Here is a 19,288-nt window from a genome sequence, read left to right as displayed (position 1 = left end):
ACGTTTGCCTACGGCCCAACAGAGGTTCCCTCCATGCCGATTCGCGCACAGAACCGTCGTGTCTCCCGTACCGCCGTCGCCGCTTTGGGCGCCGTCGGTCTGATCGCGGTGGGCGCTGCTCCCGCCGCCTTCGCCGACCAGGCCGCACCCGAGCTGGTCGTGGGCGACATCGCCCCGATCGAGGGCGTGCGGCCGGGCAGCAGCCTCGATCAGTCGGTCACCGTGACGAACAAGGGCACCACGGCCGCGGACAAGGTCTGGGTCTTCTACTCGGTGACCCGGGGACTCGACTTCGCGGACGTTCCCTCCAACTGCGAGACGCACCAGGTCCCCTCCTACGACGAGATGACCGCCAAGTGGAACGTGGTGTGCGAGTTCGCCCAGGCGGTGGCGCCGGGTGCCAGTTACGCGCCCGAGAAGCCTCTCGTGATCAAGGCGCTCGACCGTGCGCTCAAGGACGACCTGCGCGTGCTCGTCGCGGACAGCGATCCCCAGCTGGACGAGTCCGCCACGACTCCGGTGCCCGGCACCGCACCCGCGGTGAAGCTGGTGGAGCGTCAGCCCGGGGGAGAGGGCACCGAGCAGGCCGTCGACGTGCCGGTGACCTCCGTCAACACCGCGGACTACCAGGTGACGGGAGCCTCCCTGACGGGCGATGTCGGCGACACGGTGATCCTGAAGGCCCAGTTCAACAACAGAGGTCCCGCCTGGGTGCTGACCAGGGAGGGGGAACCGCTCGTCCAAGTCCTGATCACGCCGCCGGCCGGAACGTCGGTCGTCGAGCCCCACGGGTTCTGCGAGGCCAAGGGCAAGGCGTACGCCTGCGGCACCAGCCAGAGGTGGGTCGACGAGGACGGGGGCGAGACCTACGTCTTCAAGCTGAAGATCGACAAGAAGGTGGCAGGCGCCAAGGGCTCGGTGGCACTGAGCACCGAGGCCCGGCCGTTCGACCCCGACAAGACCAATGACAGGGACGACGTCACGCTGGACGTGACGGACGGCGGCTCGACCGGCTCGACCGGTTCCAGCGGCTCCACGGGTTCGACCGGCTCGGCAGGCTCGACGGGCGGTTCGTCCGATGGCTCCGACAGCTCGGCCGGTGGTTCGTCCGCCGGTGACAGCGGATCGAGCACCACCGGCGGCAACCTGGCCGCCACCGGCTCCTCCTCGGCGACACTGCCGATCGCGGGCGCCGCACTCGCGGTGGCTGTCGCGGGTGCGGGCACCCTCGTCGCCGTACGCCGCCGGGCTCAGAACCCGAGCTGAACCGACAGGCGGTCCAACACGCGCGCGAGGCCCCGGATTCTTGGTCCGGGGCCTCTGGGGTGCCACGACTCCGGCTATCCGCCGCCCCGCCGGGTGCCGAGCAGGGTGCGTACCGTCTCGGTGATGCGCGCGACCAACTGCTCGCGGTGCTCGTTCAGATAGAAGTGCCCTCCCGAATAGGTGTGCGTCCCGAGGAAGTTGTCCGTCAGCCGGGGCCAGCGGTCCAGCTTGTGGCGCGCCACGACAGTGTCGTGCGACCCGGTGAAGACGGTCAGCGGCACCGGCAGAGGCGGTCCGAGCGTCTCCCGGTCCCAGGTGTCCGCGAGCGCCAGATCGCTGCGCATCAGGGGAGCGAACGCCTTCCACAGGTTGTCGTCGGTCAGCAGCCGGTCCGGGATGCCGCCCGTGGTCCCGAGCCAGTCACGCAACCCGGCATCGGATGTCAGGCTCCGGGTCAGCGGTGGCTCCGCCGAATCCGGCTGCGGCGCGCGAAAGGACGACACCCCGAGCCAGAGAGGGAGTTCGCGTCCTGTCTCCGCGAGGCGGCAGGCGAACTCGTAGGCGACACGGGCACCCACGCTGTGGCCGAAGAAGGCGAACGGCCGGTTCAGCAGCGGCGTGAGGGCCTCGTCGAAGAACGTCACGAGGTCCGCGCAGTCGGCGACGAGAGGGATCGCCTGAGCGTTCCCGCGCCCGGGCGCGTCCAGCAGACAGATGTCCCAGTCCTCGGGGAAATGACGTGTCCAGCCCCGGTAGAGCAGATGGGAGCCACCCGCGTGGTGGAAGAGGAAGAGACGCACCACCGGGTCGTCGACGGGACGGCGCCGGGTGATCGGTCCCAGCGGGCCTGCGGGTCTCACTCACACCCTCCCTGCGGTCGTCGGAGATCCGAGCCCTGCGTACGAGGGCGGGCCGTGTCCTTCACATCACCAACCCGCCGTCTATGCCGAGTACTTGGCCGGTGATGTAGGAGGCTCGTTTGGACAGGAGGAACGAGACCAGATCGGCCACCTCGTCCGAGGTGCCGAACCGCGACAGCGGGATCTGGCCGAGATACTTCTTCCTGGCCCTGTCGGACACCTCGGCCGTCATCTCCGTCTCGATGAACCCCGGAGCGACGGTGTTGGCCCGTATGCCGAATCTGCCGTACTCCTTCGCCATGGCCATGGTGAAGCCGATGATCCCGGCCTTGGCGGCGGAGTAGTTGGTCTGGCCGACACTCCCGTGAACGCCGGCGATCGAGGACAGCGTCACCAGATTGCCGGCCCGGCGGTTGACCATCCGCTCTATGGCCGGACGACAGATGTGGTAGTTGCCGTCCAGATTGGTCGTCAGGACGTCATTCCATTGAGCGTCCTCCATCGTCGCCAGCGGCTTGTCCCGGGTGATGCCGGCGGCCGTCACCACCGCGTCGACCGGGCCGAGTTCGTCCTCCGTCGCCGCGAGGAAGGCACGGCTCTCGTCCGCGTCGGTGACATCGACCTGCTGGGCGAAGACCCGGGAGCCGTGATCGACCGCCTCCCGTTCGGTCTCCTTGGCCTCGTCCGAGCGGGAGCGGTAGCAGAAGGCGACGTCGAATCCGTCCTGGGCCAGTCTGGTGACAACCGCCCGGCCGATTCCCCGGGAACCCCCGCTCACCAGCGCGATTCGCCTGCCGGTCACGCCACCGACCCTTCGGCCAGCAGGGAATCGACCAGATCCCGTAGCTCGGGAAGATTCTGTACGGAGCCGATGGCGGAGTCCTTGACGGAAATGCCGTAGCGCTGTTGAAGCCGGGACGATATTTCCAGCACCATCAGCGAGTCCATGTCGAGGTCCTCGGCGAAGTGGTCGCTGTCACCCACCTCTTCGGGTTCCAGTTCGAGGGACTCCGCGACGATCGTGCGCAGTTCTTCGACGTCCACTGCTGATTCCATTGCGGACTTTCCTTTCATTCGGTGTCTCCACCGGTCAGCAGAAGGGCGGCTGCCGCGTCATCGAAGTCGCCGCCTCCTGTGAATGCGAGCACGGCTTCGCTTCCGTGCGTCCGGATGTGAACGGCGGCGACGGCGCCCTGGAGCACTCCCAGGGCGCCCGAGCAATCTCCCAGCCGCGCGGTGAGGTCCAGGCTCTGTTCCCGCCCGGTGGACGGCGGTCGCGCGGGAGCGCCGGTGAGCCGCAGTCCGACGGGGACGGGAGCCAGGGCTTCGGTCTCCGCGACAGTGGGCGCGAGTTCGGCGCCGCGGGTGTAGGCGGCCAGGCGCGCGTAGACACCCGACCCACGTACGGGGGCATGCGCGGAACCTCCTTGGGAGGCTTCGGCCGCGGATTCGAGCACGACGGCGCACGCCACGTCGGAGGCCCTCGTGCCGAGGAGCTTGTCGACGTGTTCGGTGGCCGGTTCGACGCCGACCACGACCGCTCTGCGGCAGCGCCCCGCCACGATGAGGTTCCGGGCCCAGTGCAGAGCGTCCAGCCCGCTGGTGGCGCCGTTGCAGACGGTGAGATTGGGGCCGCGGAGCCCGTACCGGATGGCGACCCAGCCGGCGACGACATTGCTCGACGTCTGCGGCAGACCGAGCGGACTGAGTCCGACGACCGTCTCGCGGGAGACGGTGTCGGTGAAGTCGCAGGCCGTCTGCAACGAGCCCAGGTTGGAGCTGACCACCACGGCGGTCGTGTCGCCCGTCCCCAGGAGCCGCCCCTCCCCGTCGAGAAGGCCGGCGTCGGCCAGCGCCTGTTCGGCGGCGTACAGGGCGAGGCGCGAGGCACGGTCCTTGTGCCGCATCTCCCGGCCCTTCAGGGCCGTCGCCGGATCGAAGCCGTCCGCGGGTGGTTGGTCGGTGAGCAGGTCGCCCACCGACCGCAGGCCGGGGACGGCGAGCCCGACGCCGGTGACAAGGGTCTCTCGCGCCTTGGCGAGCACCGGATCCGCGAGGCGCGCGTCGGTCGTCGGTGCGGGGGTCATGCCGCGGCCTCGACCAGCGCGACCGCGTTGATTCCGCCCAGGCCGAACGCGTTGATCTGCGCCGTGGTGATGTCGGCCGCGGTGGCACCGCCACGGACCAGGCCGAGTCCGGCCGCCTGCTCTATGGGATCGGTGAGGCCGAGCACCGGCGGCACGGTGTTCCGCTCCATGGCGAGCACGGCGACGACCAGACTGAGGAGTCCGGAACCTCCCAGTGTGTGGCCCGTCATGGATTTGATGGCCGTCATCAGGGGGGCGTGGGCGCGGCTCGTACCCGCGAACACCTCGGAGAGGACGGCGGCTTCGGTCTCGTCGTTACGGGGCGTACCGCTGCCGTGCAGCATCACCAGGTCGATGTCCCCGGAGCTGACACCGGCACGCCGATGGGCGTCGAGAACGGCCGTACGTATGCCTTCGGGGTCGGGAGCGGTGGCGTGCTGGGCGTCGCAGTTCATGCTGACGCCCGTCAGCCGGGCGAGCGGACGCCGGTCGTGCGTACCCGGGCGCTGGAGGACGACCGCCACGGCCCCCTCACCCATCAGCATGCCCTTGTGCGTCACGTCGAACGGCCGCAGTTCTTGCGGCGATTCGTTCTGCACCCGGTCCAGCATTCCGAAGGCACTCTCGGTGATGGAGTCCGTGCCCGCGACCACGACCGTGTCGGCCGTGCCGCAGTCGAGCATGTCGGTGGCCAGACCCAGTGCGTAGAGCGAGGCCGAGCAGGCGTTGGCGAACGTGTACGTGGAGACGGCACCGAACGCGTCGCGCAGAGCGCCGCCGAAGTGGAGGTCCGAGGGACGGACCGGGACGCCCTCGGTCCACCACAACTCCGTACTGCGCTGCTCCCGCAGCGTCGTACCGACGAGTACCGGTGTCCGGGAGAGGTCCTCGGACAGGCCCGCGTCGGCGAGGGCCTGCCGGACGGCGAGGACCAGCCACTTGGTCGCCCGCCAGGGCTCGTCGCGTAACCCGGTCCGGTCGTCGATCTCGTAGGCGTGGCGGGTCCGGTACTTGGTGCTGTCGAAGGCCCTCAGCGGGTTGCGCGTCTCCTGCCCGGCGCAGAGCGCGTCGAAGATCTGCCCAGGCGTACGGCCGATGTTGGCGATCGCGCCACTGCCCGTGATGTCCCAGGTCATGACTGACTCACCCGCTTCCGCAGCTGGAAGGAGGCAAGCTTTCCGGTGGAGGTGACCGGCAGCTTGTCGAGGAACTCCACCCGCGCCGGCCGTTTGAAGGGCGCCAGCCGGCTCCGGATGGCGGCCGTGATGGAGCGACGGATCCGATCGGTGTCGGAATCGGGTTCGGCGACGGCGTAAAGGACCGCCTGTTCCAGCCCGTTCGCGTCGGCCTGGCCGACCACCACGCACTCCCGGACGCCTTCGACGGTCCGTACCACCGCCTCGATCTCGGCGGGCGGGACCTTGTAGCCGCCCAGATTCAGCAGGTCGTCGGCGCGGCACAGATGCACCACCGTGCCGTCGGCGTTACGGATCGCGATGTCGCCGGTGTACACACCGCCGTCGGCGAAGGTCGCGGCCGCGGCGTCGGGCCTGCCTAGGTAGCCGAGGGCGACCGTGGGGCCGCTGATGTGGAGCCGGCCTTCGACGCCGTCGGCCACCGGGAGGCCTTCGGCGTCACGGACGGTGGCCCGTACGTCGGGTACGGCCAGCCCGATGGTCCCGGGCATCGGCCGGTCGGCGGGGGTGGCCACCACGATGTGCAGTACCTCCGTCGCACCGAGCCCGTTGATCAGACCTGCGGAGAAGGTCTCCTGGATACGCTCGCTCAGCGCGGCCGGCAGATGCTCCCCGGCGGCGACGCACAGCCGCACCGATTCCGTCCGCGGAGCCCCGTCGGAGGTGGCGGCGGCGTCGGCCAGCGCCGCGTACAGGCGCGGCACCGACCACATCACCGTCGGCCGGTACTGGTCGAGCGCGGCCGTCACGGTGTGCAGGTCGACGCTGCCGCGCATGAGGACCGCACGGGCACCGGCCGCGAGCGGGAAGAGCACCGTTCCGCCGAATCCGTAACCGAAGGACATACGTGCCGTGGACAGCACCGTGTCGTCCTCGCGCAGCGCCAGCAGCGAGCCGAATCCGGTCAGGGCCGCCTCGATGGCACCCGCGCTGTGCCGGACTCCCTTGGGCAGGCCCGTACTTCCGGATGTGTACTGGATCAGCGCCTCGCGGTCCGACGGCCACGGGACGGCGGCCCCCGGGACGGAGCCGGTGCTCCCGGTGCTCTCGGCGCCGTCCGCACTGTCCGCGCTCTCCGCGCGGATGTCCCGGCCGGCGATCCGGCTTCGGTCCGAAAGGAGGGTTTCCAGGGCTCGCTGCCGCTTCGGCGCGGCATCGAGATGGATCACGCTCGCCGCGCAGTCGTCGGCGATGTAGGCGATCTCCTCGTCGTTGAGGAGCGGACTGACGACAGCGGGCACGCATCCGTGCCACCACATACCGAGGACAGCCGCGACCGTGGTGACGGAGTCGTCGGCGACGATCAGTCCACGCGTGCCGGGAGGAGTGCCCTTCGCGGCGAGCGTCCCCGCGTACCGTAAGACCGCGTCGTGCAGCCCTCGGTAGGAGAGATCGCCGCAGTCGGGGTCCGTGTAGGCGATCCGCTCCCCACGCCCCTGAGCGAGGTGGGATCCCACCAGCCGATCGACGAGGTCGACGACCTCGGGCGCCGCCTCCGGGTGGGCCTCCGGTGGATTGTCCAGCTTGCCGAGGAGGACGGCTGCCGAGTCCGCCACGCAGCGCATGGCCGCAGCATCGGCGGGACTGAGTTTTACCTTGAATTCTTTCTCGACACGGACGACCACCTCGGTTTTCTCCAAGGAATCCAGACCGAGGTCTTCGAAAAAGAGAGCGTCGTCCTCGATGCTTACTTCGTCTGTTTCAAGAACTTCGGCCACGATTGTCCGCAGCCTTTGCAGCGATGTGTCGATATTCGCTATGTGGGACACAGTTGACACTCCCTCAAAAGCACGGTTTTCAAAGCGGCGCGCCGAACGGATGGCGGCCTTTACAAGCCATAATCGAACCAGGTCGATCGGTACCCTCGGGCGCGGATTTCGCAAACGGCGAGAACTGGTCGTTCGCACTGGTAGTCCGGCACGGCGGACGCTTCTCGCGGGGGCGTCGACACGCGTAAACGCCTGCCGCCTTACCGCGCTAAAAAGGGAAATACCGGTGTGTGTGGCGATGGGGCAGAGATGGCGGAAAACACTTTCCAGAACCAGGTCCGTGTGGGGCGGGGGCACCGTCCTGCATGTGGCGCGCCGGGCCTGTCCCCCCGTCCCGGCTGGCCCCGCGCGGGATTCTCTGACTAGAGTCAGAGAATGGACGCGGCGCAGATCGAACAGGTACGGCGGTTCAACCGAACCGTCACCGAGCGTGTGGGTGTGCTCCACGACCACTTCCTCGGCGGTGACCGGCCCATCGGCGCCGCTCGGCTGCTCTGGGAGATCGGCGAGGAGGGCCAGGACGTACGGCGGCTGCGTGAGCGCCTCGGGCTCGACTCCGGGTACGTCAGCCGGCTCCTGCGCTCCCTGGAGGCCGAGGGACTGGTGACGGTTGAGCCGCAGCCGCGCGACAGACGCGTGCGCACCGTACGGCTCACCGGCGCGGGGCGGGCGGAGCGCGCCGTACTCGACGGCCGGAGCGACGAACTGGCCGGCTCCCTGCTGGAACCGCTCAACACCGCCCAGCGCGCACGGCTGGTCGAGGCCATGGCCCAGGTCGACCGGTTGCTGACCGCCGCGACCGTCACGCTGGAGGCTGTCGACCCCGGCCACCCCCACGCCGAGCACTGCCTGCGGTCCTACTTCAGCGAGCTGCGGGAGCGGTTCGAGTCCGGCTTCGACCCCGTACGGAGTCTGCTGCCCGACGCGGGTGAACTCCGGGCGCCGCACGGCCTGTTCATGGTCGCCCGGCTGCACGGTGAGCCCGTCGGCTGCGCGGGGCTGAAGCTGCCGGCGGGCGCCCCGGCCGAGATCAAGCGCATGTGGGTGGCGCCCGAGGCCCGTGGCCTCGGTCTCGGCCGCCGGTTCCTCGCCGAACTGGAGGCACGGGCCGCTCAGCACGGCCGCGACGTACTGCGCCTCGACACCAACAGGGCGCTGAGCGCCGCGATCGGCCTGTACCACTCCTGCGGCTTCGAGGAGGTCGCCGCCTTCAACGACGAGCCGTACGCCCACCACTGGTTCGAGAAGCGGATCGAGGGACCGGCGCCGGCGTGAGCGTCCCGGCCGGGGCCACCGCTCAGCGGCTCACAGCGGTCTCGTGGTCGACGCGTGACAGTTTCTCGGGGTTGCGCACGGCGTAGAGCCCGGTGATGAGGCCCTCGTCGATGAGCAGGGCCAGGACGGTGTCGATCCGGTCGCCCAGCCGCAGAATGAGCGCCGGATAGCCGTTGACCTGTGCCGGCCGGAGTACGACCCCGGCGTCGAGCCTGCCCAGCACGTGACCCACCCGGTCGGCGCCCACCACGGGCGCCAGCGCGGCCTGGACGATTCCGCCGCCGTCGGTCAGCAGGACGATGTCCGGCGCGATCATGTCGAGCAGGCGCCGCAGATCGCCCGTCTCGACAGCCTGTTGGAAGGCCGCGAGCACGCCGCGCGTCTCGGCCGGGGAGACGGTCTCGCGCGGCCTGCGCGCCGCGACGTGGGCGCGCGCCCGGTGCGCGATCTGACGGACGGCGACCGGGCTCTTGTCGACGGCTTCGGCGATCTCGTCGTAGTCGATGTCGAACACCTCGCGCAGCACGAACACCGCACGTTCGGTGGGCGCGAGCGTTTCGAGGACCAGCAGCATCGCCATCGAGACGCTGTCGGCCAGCTCGATGTCCTCGGCCACGTCGGGCGTGGTCAGCAGCGGCTCGGGCAGCCAGGGGCCGACGTACGACTCCTTGCGCTGCCGGAGCGTCCGCAGCCGGGTCAGCGCCTGGCGCGTGGTGATCCGGACCAGGTAGGCACGCTTCTCCCGGACCGTGTCGAAGTCGACGTCCGCCCAGCGCAGCCATGTCTCCTGAAGGACGTCCTCGGCGTCGGCGGCCGAGCCGAGCATCTCGTAGGCGACGGTGAACAGCAGATTGCGGTGGGTGACGAACGTCTCGGTCGCCGGGTCCACGCTGTCCTCACGCGTGAGGTGCCCGGCCGTGCCGGTCGTCCGGTCGCTGCGCTTGTCCATAGTCGGCTCCCGCCTGCTCGCTCTGGGCCGTGTCACGCACAAGACGCCACCCCCGACCGTCTTGTGACACCCAGGACCGGTGGCCTACGTCACATCGCCAGGCTGTCACAGGGACCGGTCGGGCGGCATCTCGTGTTCGTCGGACGCCGGGCGTACGAGCCGCCCGGCACATGGCCCCACCAGTGAGGACGCAGTCATGGAACCCCGTATGAACCTGTTCGCCGGCGAGACCGGTACCAAGATCGGCAAGCGCATCCACGCCGTCAGCCACGTGATCCACGGGTCGCGGCTGCCGAAGGCCGTCCAGGAGCTGGTGCGGCTGCGCGTCAGCCAGATCAACGGCTGCGGTTTCTGCGTCGACATCCACGCCAAGGACGCCGCCGCCGGGGGCGAGCTCCCGGTCCGGCTGAATCTGGTCGCCGCCTGGCGGCACTCCACCGTGTTCACCGAGGCCGAGCGCGCGGCGCTGGCGCTCGCCGAGGAAGGCACCCGCATCGGCGACGCCTTCCAGGGCGTGTCCGACGACACCTGGGCCCAGGTGTGCGAGCACTACGACGACGACCAGGTCATCGCACTGGTCTCGCTGGTCGCCATGATCAACGCGACCAACCGCCTCGGTGTGATCCTGAACAACCGGGGTGGTTCGTACGAGCCGGGGAGCCTCGCCGGTATCGCGAGCTGATCGTCGTACGCGTCACGGCCCGGCCCCGGCGTGCCGTCATGTAAATCCACCGTGTTGGGTTATTCCGTACGTCCGACAGCTTGAACGGAGCCGGGGGGAAGGGCTACTGGGGCGCCGGTCGGATTACGGGGCGAGTCGCCGACACGCGGGCCTGGTGCGGTGACTGCCCTGGGAGCCGGTCAAGAGGCCGCGGGAGCAGGCCCGATCGGGTTTCCTTGATTGGTGTGGAGCTCCGGTGGCGAGTCCGCTTCGGAGTTCGTCCAGCATATTGACAAACTTCCGCGCCGGTTCATACGTTCACATGGCAGCCGGTTCAGCACGGTCCCGTCGAGGGCGACTTCCCCGGCCCGGCCTGCTGGACGTCCTCACCCGGCTTCGACCGCCGCACTCTCCCGTGCGGCGCCGATGGGAGCGTGCGACCACCTTGACCAGCGACAACCGGCGAGCACTCGTCGTCCGCGGCGGCTGGGACGGGCATCGGCCCGTGGCGATCAGCGACGGATTCGTCCCGTTCGGTCCGCACGCTGACCGAGAGGGGGCTGCTGTGGGCGAGCCGCTGAGGATCCGCGTCGTGGGCGCGTAAAGGATCGGCGCCCCCGCCCCGGTGGCCGGTGCCGAGCACTGATCAGCGGCCCGCCCCGACGCGCCGCTCCCGACTGCCCGCCCTCGCTCTCAGCAACAGGAGACCCCCTTCATGCACGACGACCGGAAGCTGGTCGAGGCACGTCTGGAACGCGTCCTCCGGGAGCGCGTCCGGCCGGCCGTCCACCCCGTCACGACACCCCTCGCCGTGGAGATCTGGTCCACCGCGGGCGAGCCTGTCCCCGTCGCCGAAGGACTGACGGCACCGACCACCCCCATCGCCCCCGGCACCCCCTGGGGCCTGCCGTGGGGCACCAGTTGGTTCAAGGTCACCGGCACCGTCCCCACCGAGTGGGCGGGCCGTACTGTCGAGGCCGTCCTCGACCTCGGCTTCACCCCGCGGACCCCGGGGTTCCAGTGCGAGGGCCTCGTCCACCTGCCCGACGGCACCCCGGTCAAGGGGCTCCACCCGCGCAACGCGTACGTCCGCGTCGGCGCACCGGTGGCCGGCGGGGAGCAGGTCCACTGGCGCGTCGAGGCCGCGTCCAACCCCGACCTCGAAGCGAGCGGCGTGCCCTTCCGGCCGACACCGATGGGTGAGCGGGCGACGGCGGGCGAGGCGCCCCAGTACGTGCTCGGCGAGATGCGGCTGGCCGTGTTCGACGAGACGGTGTGGAACCTGGTCATGGATCTGGAAGTCCTCGGCGAGCTCATGGCGGAGCTCCCCCTCGACGGGGCCCGCCGCTGGGAGATCCTGCGCGCGGTCGGCCGCGCGCTGGACGCCGTCGACCTCCAGGACGTGAACGGCACCGCCCGGGCGGCGCGCGACGAACTCGCCGGCGTACTCGCCGCGCCCGCCGCCCCCGCGGCGCATCGCGTCAGTGCCGTCGGGCATGCCCACATCGACTCCGCCTGGCTGTGGCCGCTGCGCGAGACGGTCCGCAAGGTGGCCCGTACCGCCTCGAACATGACGGCGCTCCTCGACGAGGACCCCGACTTCGTCTTCACCATGTCGCAGGCCCAGCAGTACGCCTGGATCAAGGAGCACCGGCCCGAGGTGTACGCGCGGGTCAAGAAGGCCGTCGCGGACGGCAGGTTCGTACCGGCCGGAGGGATGTGGGTGGAGTCCGACACCAACATGCCGGGGTCCGAGGCGATGGCCCGTCAGTTCGTCCTCGGCAAGCGCTTCTTCATGGAGGAGTTCGGCGTCGAGAACGACGAGGCATGGCTGCCCGACACCTTCGGCTTCGCGGCGGGCCTCCCGCAGATCATCAAGGCGGCCGGCTCCACGCGCCTGCTCACCCAGAAGATCTCCTGGAGCCGTACCAACACCTTCCCGCACCACACGTTCTCCTGGGAGGGCATCGACGGGACCCGTATCTTCACGCACTTCCCGCCCGTCGACTCGTACAACTGTGAGATGACGGGCCGTCAGATAGCGCACGCGGCGAGGAACTTCAAAGAGAAGGGCGTCGCCACCCGCTCGCTGGCGCCGACCGGTTACGGGGACGGCGGCGGCGGGACCACGCGCGAGATGGTCGCCAAGGCGGCGCGGATGCGCAGCCTGGAGGGCGCGGCGCGGGTCGAGTGGGAGGCACCCGCCGACTTCTTCGCCAAGGCCGAGGCCGAATACCCCGAGCCGCCCGTCTGGGTCGGCGAGCTCTACCTCGAACTGCACCGCGCCACGCTCACCAGTCAGGCGGGCACCAAGCGCGGCAACCGGCGCAGCGAGTCGCTTCTCACGGAGGCCGAACTGTGGGCCGCGACCGCGGCGGCCCGTACCCGGACGCCTTACCCCTACGAGGAGTTGGACCGGATCTGGAAGACGGTGCTGCTCCACCAGTTCCACGACATCCTGCCCGGCTCGTCCATCGCCTGGGTGCACCGCGAGGCCCGCGAGACATACGCCCGCGTCGCCGAGGAACTGGAAAGCATCATCGCGGGCGCGCAGCGCGCACTCGCCGGTGACGCGTCCGGTGGCACCGTACTGGCCTTCAACTCGGCCCCGCACACCCGCTGTTCGGTCCCGGCCGGAGGCGCGTCGGCGCACACCGAGCAGGGCGAGACGGTGCCCCCCGCCCCACGTGAGGGCGGCGGCTACGTCCTCGACAACGGCCTGCTGCGCGTCGAGATCGACGCCCGCGGCCTCGTGGTCTCCGCGCACGACCGCGACGCGGACCGGGAGGCGATAGCACCGGGCCAGGCGGCCAACCTCCTCCAGCTCCACCCCGACTTCCCCAACCAGTGGGACGCGTGGGACGTCGACGCCTTCTACCGGAACGTCGGCAGCGACCTCACCGAGGTGGCCGAGCTGACTGTCGAGGGCGCCTCGGTACGCGTCGAGCGGTCCTTCGGTGCGTCGCGTGTCACCCAGCGGCTGTCGGTTCCGGCGGACACCAAGCGGCTCGACATCGACACCGAGGTGGACTGGCACGAGACCGAGCGCTTCCTCAAGCTGGCGTTCCCGCTGGACGTGAAGGCCGACAGGTACGCCTCCGAGACACAGTTCGGCCATGTGTACCGGCCCACCCACCAGAACACGAGCTGGGAGTGGGCCAAGTTCGAGGCGTGCAACCACCGTTTCCTGCACGTCGACGAACCGGGCTGGGGCGTCGCCGTCGTCAACGACGCGACCTACGGCCACGACGTGACCCGCACGGTGCGGACCGGCGCCGACGCGGGCACGACGACCACCGTGCGCGCCTCGCTGCTGCGCGCGCCCCGCTATCCGGACCCCGAGACCGACCAGGGCGTACACCGCTTCCGGCACGCGCTCGTGCCGGGCGCGACGATTGGCGACGCCGTCCGCGAGGGCCTCCGCGCCAATCTGCCCGAGCGCCGGGTCACCGGGTCCGCGGCGGAGGTCGCACCACTCGTGACCGTCGACAACGACGCCGTCGTGGTCAGCGCGGTGAAGCTGGCCGACGACCGCAGCGGAGACCTGGTCGTACGGCTCTACGAGGCCCACGGCGGCCGGGCCCGCGCCACCGTCCGTATCGACGCCTTCGCCACCGGCAGGGCCGTCCTCACGGATCTCCTCGAACGCCCGCTCCCGGACACCGAACCGCCGGCGGCGGCCGGCGGCGGTGTCGAACTGGCCCTGCGCCCCTTCCAGATGGTGACGCTGCGGCTGCCACGCGCCTGACGAAGGACCCGACACATCACCGGTGCGCGGGTCACCCGCGCGGCGCTCCCGCGCCCGGCCTGACGGCCGCCCGGACACGACCACCGAATCGGAGGCCCTAGCGCCGATCGAGAAACCCGCACCCCGCAACCCCCGGGAGCGGTCGAGGCCGCGTCCCCCTCGGTGGGCGGGACGACGCCGGCAAGAACCCGCGCGAGGAGGCCGGAGACCGGATACGCGCCGAGTACGAAGAGGCATGGGAGACCCGCACCTCATGACACGCACCCCCGCGCAGGACCGCGCCCACTGGGAGCGGACCGCGGACCGGCTGCTGCTCGCCGTCCGGCCGTACGCCACCGGCGAGCACGCCCTGATCCAGCTGCCCGGCACCCCGAGCCACAACGGCGTACGCAGCGACGGCCTGGAGGGCTTCGCCCGTACCTTCCTCCTGGCCGGCTTCCGGCTGGCGGGAGCCGGCGGAGCGGACCCGCACGATCTCGCCGGGTGGTACGCGGCCGGCCTGGCCGCCGGCACCGACCCGGACAACCCGGAACGCTGGCCCACGTTCGCCGAGTGCGACCAGGCCAAGGTCGAAGCCGCCTCTGTCGCGCTCGCGCTGCACGAGACGCGGCCCTGGATCTGGGACCGCCTCGACGACAAGGTCAGGGGCCGGGTCCTCGACTGGCTCGCCCCGATGGTCGGCGAGCCGATGCCCGGCAACAACTGGATCTGGTTCCAGGGCGTCACCGAGGCCTTCGCCCGCACGGCCGGCGGGCAGTGGCGACAACAGGACCTCGACCGTGTGATCGCGCTGACCGACGGCTGGTACGCGGGCGACGGCTGGTACTCCGACGGGCTCACCGGCGGCGAACACCGCAACTTCGACCACTACAACGGCTGGGCCATGCACCTGTACCCGCTCTGGTTCTGCCGCATCCTCGGCGACGCCGCGCCCGGCGGGCTCCTCGACCGCTACCGGGACCGGCTGCGCCGCTTCCTGGCCGACCAGCGGCTCCTGGTCGGGGCCAACGGCTCGCCGCTCGTCCAGGGGCGCTCCCTCACCTACCGGCACGCCGCCCTCGCCCCGGTGTGGACAGGCGCCCTGTTCGATGCCACACCGCTGGCGCCGGGGGAGACCCGGGGGCTCGCCAACCGGATGCTCGACCACTTCACCGCCCACGGCGCCACCGACGCCGGGGACCTGCTCACCCTCGGCTGGCACCGGCCCTACCGCGGCATCCTCCAGGTCTACTCGGGGCCGGCCTCGCCGTACTGGGCGAGCAAGGGATTCATCGGCCTCGCACTGCCGCCCCGGCACCCGGTGTGGACCGAGGAGGAGCACCGACTCGGCGTCGAACAGGGCGACTTCACCCGTACGCTCACCGCGCCCGGCTGGCTCGTGTCCGGCACCGCGTCCGACGGTGTCGTACGTGTCGTCAACCACGGCGGTGACCACGCCGACCCGGCCCGGCCCCACGCGGACGACCCCTGCTACGCCCGCTTCGCCTACTCGACGCACACCGCACCCGAGACCCCCGGCGACCCCACCGCGGGGCCGGGCGCCTGCGCCGACGCCGAGCCGCTCGACAACGCGGTCGTCCTGCTCGACGCGGCGGGACGCGCCTCGCACCGGCGGCCGGCGACCAGGATCTCCGTGGACGGTGCCACCGCCGTGTCGCGTTCGCGCGCGCACTGGCCCGAGGACGCGACATGGGACCCGTTCGGCGGCCCCGACACCCGCTACACGCCCGGCCCCTGGATCACCGTCGGCTCCGCGTTGCGGGGGCCGGTCGAGGTACGGGCCGTACGCGTCGACGGTGACCCCGGGGCCGGGCACGTGCTGCGCATCGGCGGCTGGGCGCTCGCGACCGACCCGCGGTCGGCGCCGGAGCCCCGTGCGGTCGACGGCGACAAGGCCCGGGTCGAGGGCGCCGGCGGACTGGTCTCCGTCGTGGTCGGCGCGCACCGACTGCCCCGTCCCTCCGTCGTGGCCGGCACCGGCAGCAATGCCATCGGCGCCGCCTCCGCCACCCCCGTGGTCCAGACCGAGGGCCACGTCGCCCACGGCACCGCCCACATCGCCCTCGTCCACCTCGGCGGCGCCGACCCCGCCGTCCTGCCCCAGGTCACCACCCGCGCCGAGGACACCACCCTGCTCGTCGAGGTGACCTGGCCGGACGGCGCACACGACACCGTCCGGCTCCCCGCTCCCGACCCCGACGAGCACCCCGCCGCGTACGGCCCCCGGAAGGACCAGCACCGTGCATGACGACCGCCGGATCATCGAGACCCGGATCCGAAAGCTCCTCGACCGGGTGATCCGCCCCGCGCTCTACAGCACGGCCCGTCCCCTGGCCTTGAGCGCCTGGCACGTCGACGGCGAACCCGTCCCCGTGGCCGACGCCCTGCGCGCCGACTACGAACCCTTCGCGCTCGGCTCCACCTGGGGCGGGCCCTGGGCGACCACCTGGATGCGGGCGTGCGCCGAGATACCGGAGGAGTGGTCGGGCCGCCGCGTCGAGGCCGTCTTCGACCTCGGGTTCGATCTGACGAAAGGGCCCGGCGGGCAGGCGGAGGGCCTCGTCCACGACGCCCGGGGCGCCCCTCTTCAGGGCCTGCACCCCTACAGCCGTACGGTGCTGCTCGCCGAATCCGCCACCGGCGGCGACCCGGTCGACCTGCTGATCGAGCTGGCCGCCAACCCGCCCATCGTCGCCAGCGCCGGCCTCCACATCCACCACGGCTCCCCCGAGACCGCGGGCACCGAGCACATCTACCGGCTCGCACAGGCCGAGATCGCGGTGCGCGAGGAGGACATATGGCACCTCATCCACGACATCGAGGTGCTCGACGAGCTGATGCACGAGCTGCCTGTCGGCTCCTCGCGGCGCCACGAGATCCTCTACGCCCTGCGCCGCGCCGCCGACGCGGTCGTACCGAGCGATGTGGCGAACACCGCGGCCGAGGCCCGGAGCCGGCTCGCCGATGTGCTGTCCCGGCCCGCGCACGCCTCGGCGCACACGGTCGCCGCCCTCGGCCACGCCCACATCGACTCGGCCTGGCTGTGGCCGGTCCGCGAGACCGTGCGCAAGTGCGCGCGTACGTTCACCAACATGACCACGCTGGCGGGGGAGTACCCCGAGCTGGTCTTCGCCTGCTCCTCGGCACAGCAGTACGCGTGGATGAAGGAACAGCGCCCGGAGATCTTCGCCCGTATGAAGAAGGCGGCTGCCGACGGCAATTGGGCCCCGGTCGGCGGCATGTGGGTCGAGGCCGACGGCAATCTGCCCGGCGGTGAGGCCCTGGCCCGCCAACTCGTCTACGGACGGCGCTTCTTCGCCGAGGAGTTCGGTGTCGAGCAGCGGGGCGTGTGGCTGCCCGACTCGTTCGGCTACACCGCCGCGTACCCCCAACTCGCCAGGCTGGCGGGCGCCGAGTGGTTCCTCACCCAGAAGCTGTCCTGGAACGAGACGAACAAGCTGCCGCACCACACCTTCGACTGGGAGGGCATCGACGGCACCCGGATCTTCACCCACTTCCCGCCCGTCGACAGCTACAACGCCTCCCTCACGGCACGCGAACTCGCCCACGCCGAGAGCAACTTCGCCGAGAAGGGGCCGGCCACCCGCTCGCTCGTCCCCTTCGGTCACGGCGACGGCGGTGGCGGTCCCACGCGCTCGATGCTGGAGAAGGCCCGCCGTCTGCGTGATCTCGAAGGCTCGCCCAAGGTCGTCGTCGAAGCGCCCGACACGTTCTTCGCGGCCGCACGGGCGGAGCGCGACCAACATCCCGTGTGGCGCGGCGAGTTGTATCTGGAGAACCATCGCGGCACCTACACCAGCCAGGCTCGCACCAAGCGCGGCAACCGGCGTGGCGAAGCGCTGCTGCGTGAGGCCGAACTCTGGGCCGCCACCGCCGCCGTCCGGGCCGGCGCGTCCTACCCGTACGCGCGTCTGGAATCGCTGTGGCGGCGCGTGCTGCTCAACCAGTTCCACGACATCCTGCCCGGCTCGTCCATCGCCTGGGTGCACCGGCAGGCCGAGCGTGAGTACGCGGAGATCCACGCCGAACTGGAGACGCTGATCGCCGACGCGGCCGGCCGGCTGCCCGGAGACCCCGCGCTCCTCAACGCCGGACCGTACGCGCGCCGTGAGGTCACCGTCGTCGCCGACGGCGGGTTCACCGGCGGGCAGCGCCTGTCGGACGGCCGTACGGCGGTCCTCGCCGAGGTCGCGCCCCTCGCCTCCGGCGGCATCGCGGGCGCGCCCCGGGAAGCGGTCACCGCCACGGCCCGGGACGGCGGTTTCGTCCTCGACAACGGTGTGCTGACCGTCGTCGTGGACCGGCGCGGCCTGCTCACCTCCGTCTACGACCACGCCGCGAAGCGGGAGGCGATCGCTCCCGGCGCGGCGGGCAACCTCCTCCAGCTCCACCCCGACGACCCCAACCTGTGGTCGGCGTGGAACATCGACTCGTACTACCGCGACACCGTCCGCGACCTGGACGAGGCCGAGTCGGTGGCCCTCGTGGACGAAGGACCGCTGCTGGCGTCCGTACGGGTCGAGCGCGCGTACGGATCCTCCCGTTTCGTCCAGCACATCGACGTCGTCGCCGAGAGCCGGCAGGTGACCGTCCGAAACGACATCGACTGGCAGGAGCGGGACACCGTACTGAAGGCGGCCTGGCCGCTGGACGTACACGCGGAACGGGAGAGCGCCGAGATCCAGTTCGGCCATGTGCAGCGGCCCACACACGAGAACACGAGCTGGGACGCGGCACGCTTCGAGCTGTGGGCGCACCGCTGGGTGCACGTCGGCGAGCGGCACTGGGGCGCCGCCCTGCTCAACGACTCCACCTACGGGCACGACGTCCGCCGCGACACCCGGGAGAGCGGCGGCACCACCACGACGGTCCGCCTCTCCCTGCTCCGGTCCCCGCACAGCCCCGACCCGGGGGCCGACCGAGGCAGGCACAGCTTCAGCTACGCGCTGCTGGCCGGGGCGGGGATCGAGGAGTCCATCGCCGGAGGCTACGCGCTGAACCTGCCTCTCCGGCCGGCCCCGGCGCTGGCCCGGGCCCTGGTCGAGATCGACACCACGGATGTGGTCGTGGAGTCGGTGAAGCTCGCGGACGACCGCGGTGGCGACATCGTCGTACGACTGTACGAAGCGTGCGGCGGAGCGGTCTCGGCGCGCCTGTCCGCGGGCTTCCCCCTCGCCACCGCCCACGACTGCGACCTGCTGGAGCGGCCGTATCGGGAGCCGGCCCGGCCGGACCAGGAGGTGGCGCGTGTGGCGGGCGAGGATTCCGTGGACCTCGGATTCCGGCCCTTCCAGATCCGCACCCTGCGTCTGCGCCCCGCCGTCGAACTGACCACATGACCTGATTCGCCGGGAGGTTGAGCGCGACGCGTCCGGCGCACCGCCCGCGTCGTACCATTTTCCATCGATCTGTTGCCTTCGGGCGGCGGCGGCGCGGAACCGCCGCCGCCCGAGGCT

Annotated in this window: 13 protein-coding genes; 6 read left to right on the top strand and 7 right to left on the bottom strand. The window is 71.0% G+C overall.

From position 1 onward, the window contains the following. The first annotated feature begins 33 nt into the window (after positions 1 to 33). Positions 34 to 1,266 carry an LAETG motif-containing sortase-dependent surface protein gene (locus IEY79_RS11100; RefSeq protein ID WP_189107234.1) on the top strand — a complete coding sequence of 411 codons (1,233 nt, stop codon included), beginning with the start codon at positions 34 to 36 and terminating at the stop codon, positions 1,264 to 1,266. Between the two features lie 74 nt (positions 1,267 to 1,340). Here IEY79_RS11100 and IEY79_RS11095 read toward each other — a convergent pair whose 3' ends face one another. The 6 genes from IEY79_RS11095 to IEY79_RS11070 form a co-directional block, all read right to left on the bottom strand. Beyond that, positions 1,341 to 2,126 (bottom strand): thioesterase II family protein, encoded by a 786-nt coding sequence (locus IEY79_RS11095; RefSeq protein ID WP_189107233.1) that lies wholly within the window; start codon positions 2,124 to 2,126, stop codon positions 1,341 to 1,343. A 61-nt stretch (positions 2,127 to 2,187) separates the two neighbouring features. Then, a complete protein-coding gene (gene fabG / locus IEY79_RS11090) occupies positions 2,188 to 2,928 on the bottom strand; it encodes a 3-oxoacyl-ACP reductase FabG (protein WP_189107232.1) in 741 nt (246 codons plus the stop codon). Beyond that, positions 2,925 to 3,182: an acyl carrier protein gene (locus IEY79_RS11085; protein ID WP_189107231.1), complete on the bottom strand. Its 258-nt coding sequence runs from the start codon at positions 3,180 to 3,182 to the stop codon at positions 2,925 to 2,927. Before IEY79_RS11085 ends, fabG begins: the two co-directional genes overlap by 4 nt. A gap of 14 nt (positions 3,183 to 3,196) precedes the next feature. Continuing rightward, positions 3,197 to 4,213, bottom strand: coding sequence for a beta-ketoacyl synthase N-terminal-like domain-containing protein (locus tag IEY79_RS11080; RefSeq protein ID WP_189107230.1), 1,017 nt, complete (start codon positions 4,211 to 4,213; stop codon positions 3,197 to 3,199). Beyond that, positions 4,210 to 5,349: a beta-ketoacyl-[acyl-carrier-protein] synthase family protein gene (locus IEY79_RS11075; RefSeq protein WP_189107229.1), complete on the bottom strand. Its 1,140-nt coding sequence runs from the start codon at positions 5,347 to 5,349 to the stop codon at positions 4,210 to 4,212. Before IEY79_RS11075 ends, IEY79_RS11080 begins: the two co-directional genes overlap by 4 nt. Beyond that, positions 5,346 to 7,178 carry an AMP-binding protein gene (locus IEY79_RS11070; protein WP_268240587.1) on the bottom strand — a complete coding sequence of 611 codons (1,833 nt, stop codon included), beginning with the start codon at positions 7,176 to 7,178 and terminating at the stop codon, positions 5,346 to 5,348. Before IEY79_RS11070 ends, IEY79_RS11075 begins: the two co-directional genes overlap by 4 nt. 375 nt (positions 7,179 to 7,553) lie before the next feature. Between IEY79_RS11070 and IEY79_RS11065 the strand changes: the two genes are divergently transcribed. Then, entirely contained in the window at positions 7,554 to 8,453 is a 900-nt protein-coding gene (locus IEY79_RS11065) for a bifunctional helix-turn-helix transcriptional regulator/GNAT family N-acetyltransferase (protein ID WP_189107228.1), read from the top strand. Between the two features lie 22 nt (positions 8,454 to 8,475). Here IEY79_RS11065 and IEY79_RS11060 read toward each other — a convergent pair whose 3' ends face one another. Continuing rightward, complete coding sequence (locus tag IEY79_RS11060) at positions 8,476 to 9,402, bottom strand: RNA polymerase sigma-70 factor (RefSeq protein WP_189107227.1); 927 nt, start codon at positions 9,400 to 9,402, stop codon at positions 8,476 to 8,478. A 196-nt stretch (positions 9,403 to 9,598) separates the two neighbouring features. Between IEY79_RS11060 and IEY79_RS11055 the strand changes: the two genes are divergently transcribed. The 4 genes from IEY79_RS11055 (at position 9,599) to IEY79_RS11040 (ending at position 19,171) form a co-directional block, all read left to right on the top strand. After that, on the top strand, positions 9,599 to 10,084 hold the full coding sequence (locus IEY79_RS11055) for a carboxymuconolactone decarboxylase family protein (RefSeq protein WP_189107226.1): 486 nt from the start codon (positions 9,599 to 9,601) through the stop codon (positions 10,082 to 10,084). 694 nt (positions 10,085 to 10,778) lie between these two features. After that, on the top strand, positions 10,779 to 13,811 hold the full coding sequence (locus IEY79_RS11050) for an alpha-mannosidase (protein WP_189107225.1): 3,033 nt from the start codon (positions 10,779 to 10,781) through the stop codon (positions 13,809 to 13,811). Positions 13,812 to 14,064: 253 nt separating this feature from the next. Beyond that, a complete protein-coding gene (locus IEY79_RS11045) occupies positions 14,065 to 16,059 on the top strand; it encodes a DUF2264 domain-containing protein (RefSeq protein ID WP_189107224.1) in 1,995 nt (664 codons plus the stop codon). Beyond that, positions 16,052 to 19,171 (top strand): alpha-mannosidase, encoded by a 3,120-nt coding sequence (locus IEY79_RS11040; protein WP_189107223.1) that lies wholly within the window; start codon positions 16,052 to 16,054, stop codon positions 19,169 to 19,171. The genes IEY79_RS11045 and IEY79_RS11040 overlap by 8 nt, the downstream gene beginning before the upstream one ends. Positions 19,172 to 19,288 lie beyond the last annotated feature (117 nt).

Source organism: Streptomyces camponoticapitis, assembly GCF_014646115.1.
Taxonomy (GTDB): Bacteria; Actinomycetota; Actinomycetes; order Streptomycetales; family Streptomycetaceae; genus Streptomyces; species Streptomyces camponoticapitis.
The sequence above is the reverse complement of the archived record's forward strand: the minus strand, read 5'-3'. Positions and strand labels throughout refer to the sequence as shown.

Bases quoted from the DNA above. Each gene is read 5' to 3' on its own strand.
- IEY79_RS11100 (WP_189107234.1), top strand. From the start codon at position 34: ATGCCGATTCGCGCACAGAACCGTCGTGTCTCCCGTACCGCCGTCGCC.
- IEY79_RS11085 (WP_189107231.1), bottom strand. From the start codon at position 3,182: ATGGAATCAGCAGTGGACGTCGAAGAACTGCGCACGATCGTCGCGGAG.
- IEY79_RS11080 (WP_189107230.1), bottom strand. From the start codon at position 4,213: ATGACCCCCGCACCGACGACCGACGCGCGCCTCGCGGATCCGGTGCTC.
- IEY79_RS11075 (WP_189107229.1), bottom strand. From the start codon at position 5,349: ATGACCTGGGACATCACGGGCAGTGGCGCGATCGCCAACATCGGCCGT.
- IEY79_RS11065 (WP_189107228.1), top strand. From the start codon at position 7,554: ATGGACGCGGCGCAGATCGAACAGGTACGGCGGTTCAACCGAACCGTC.
- IEY79_RS11060 (WP_189107227.1), bottom strand. From the start codon at position 9,402: ATGGACAAGCGCAGCGACCGGACGACCGGCACGGCCGGGCACCTCACG.
- IEY79_RS11055 (WP_189107226.1), top strand. From the start codon at position 9,599: ATGGAACCCCGTATGAACCTGTTCGCCGGCGAGACCGGTACCAAGATC.
- IEY79_RS11050 (WP_189107225.1), top strand. From the start codon at position 10,779: ATGCACGACGACCGGAAGCTGGTCGAGGCACGTCTGGAACGCGTCCTC.
- IEY79_RS11045 (WP_189107224.1), top strand. From the start codon at position 14,065: ATGACACGCACCCCCGCGCAGGACCGCGCCCACTGGGAGCGGACCGCG.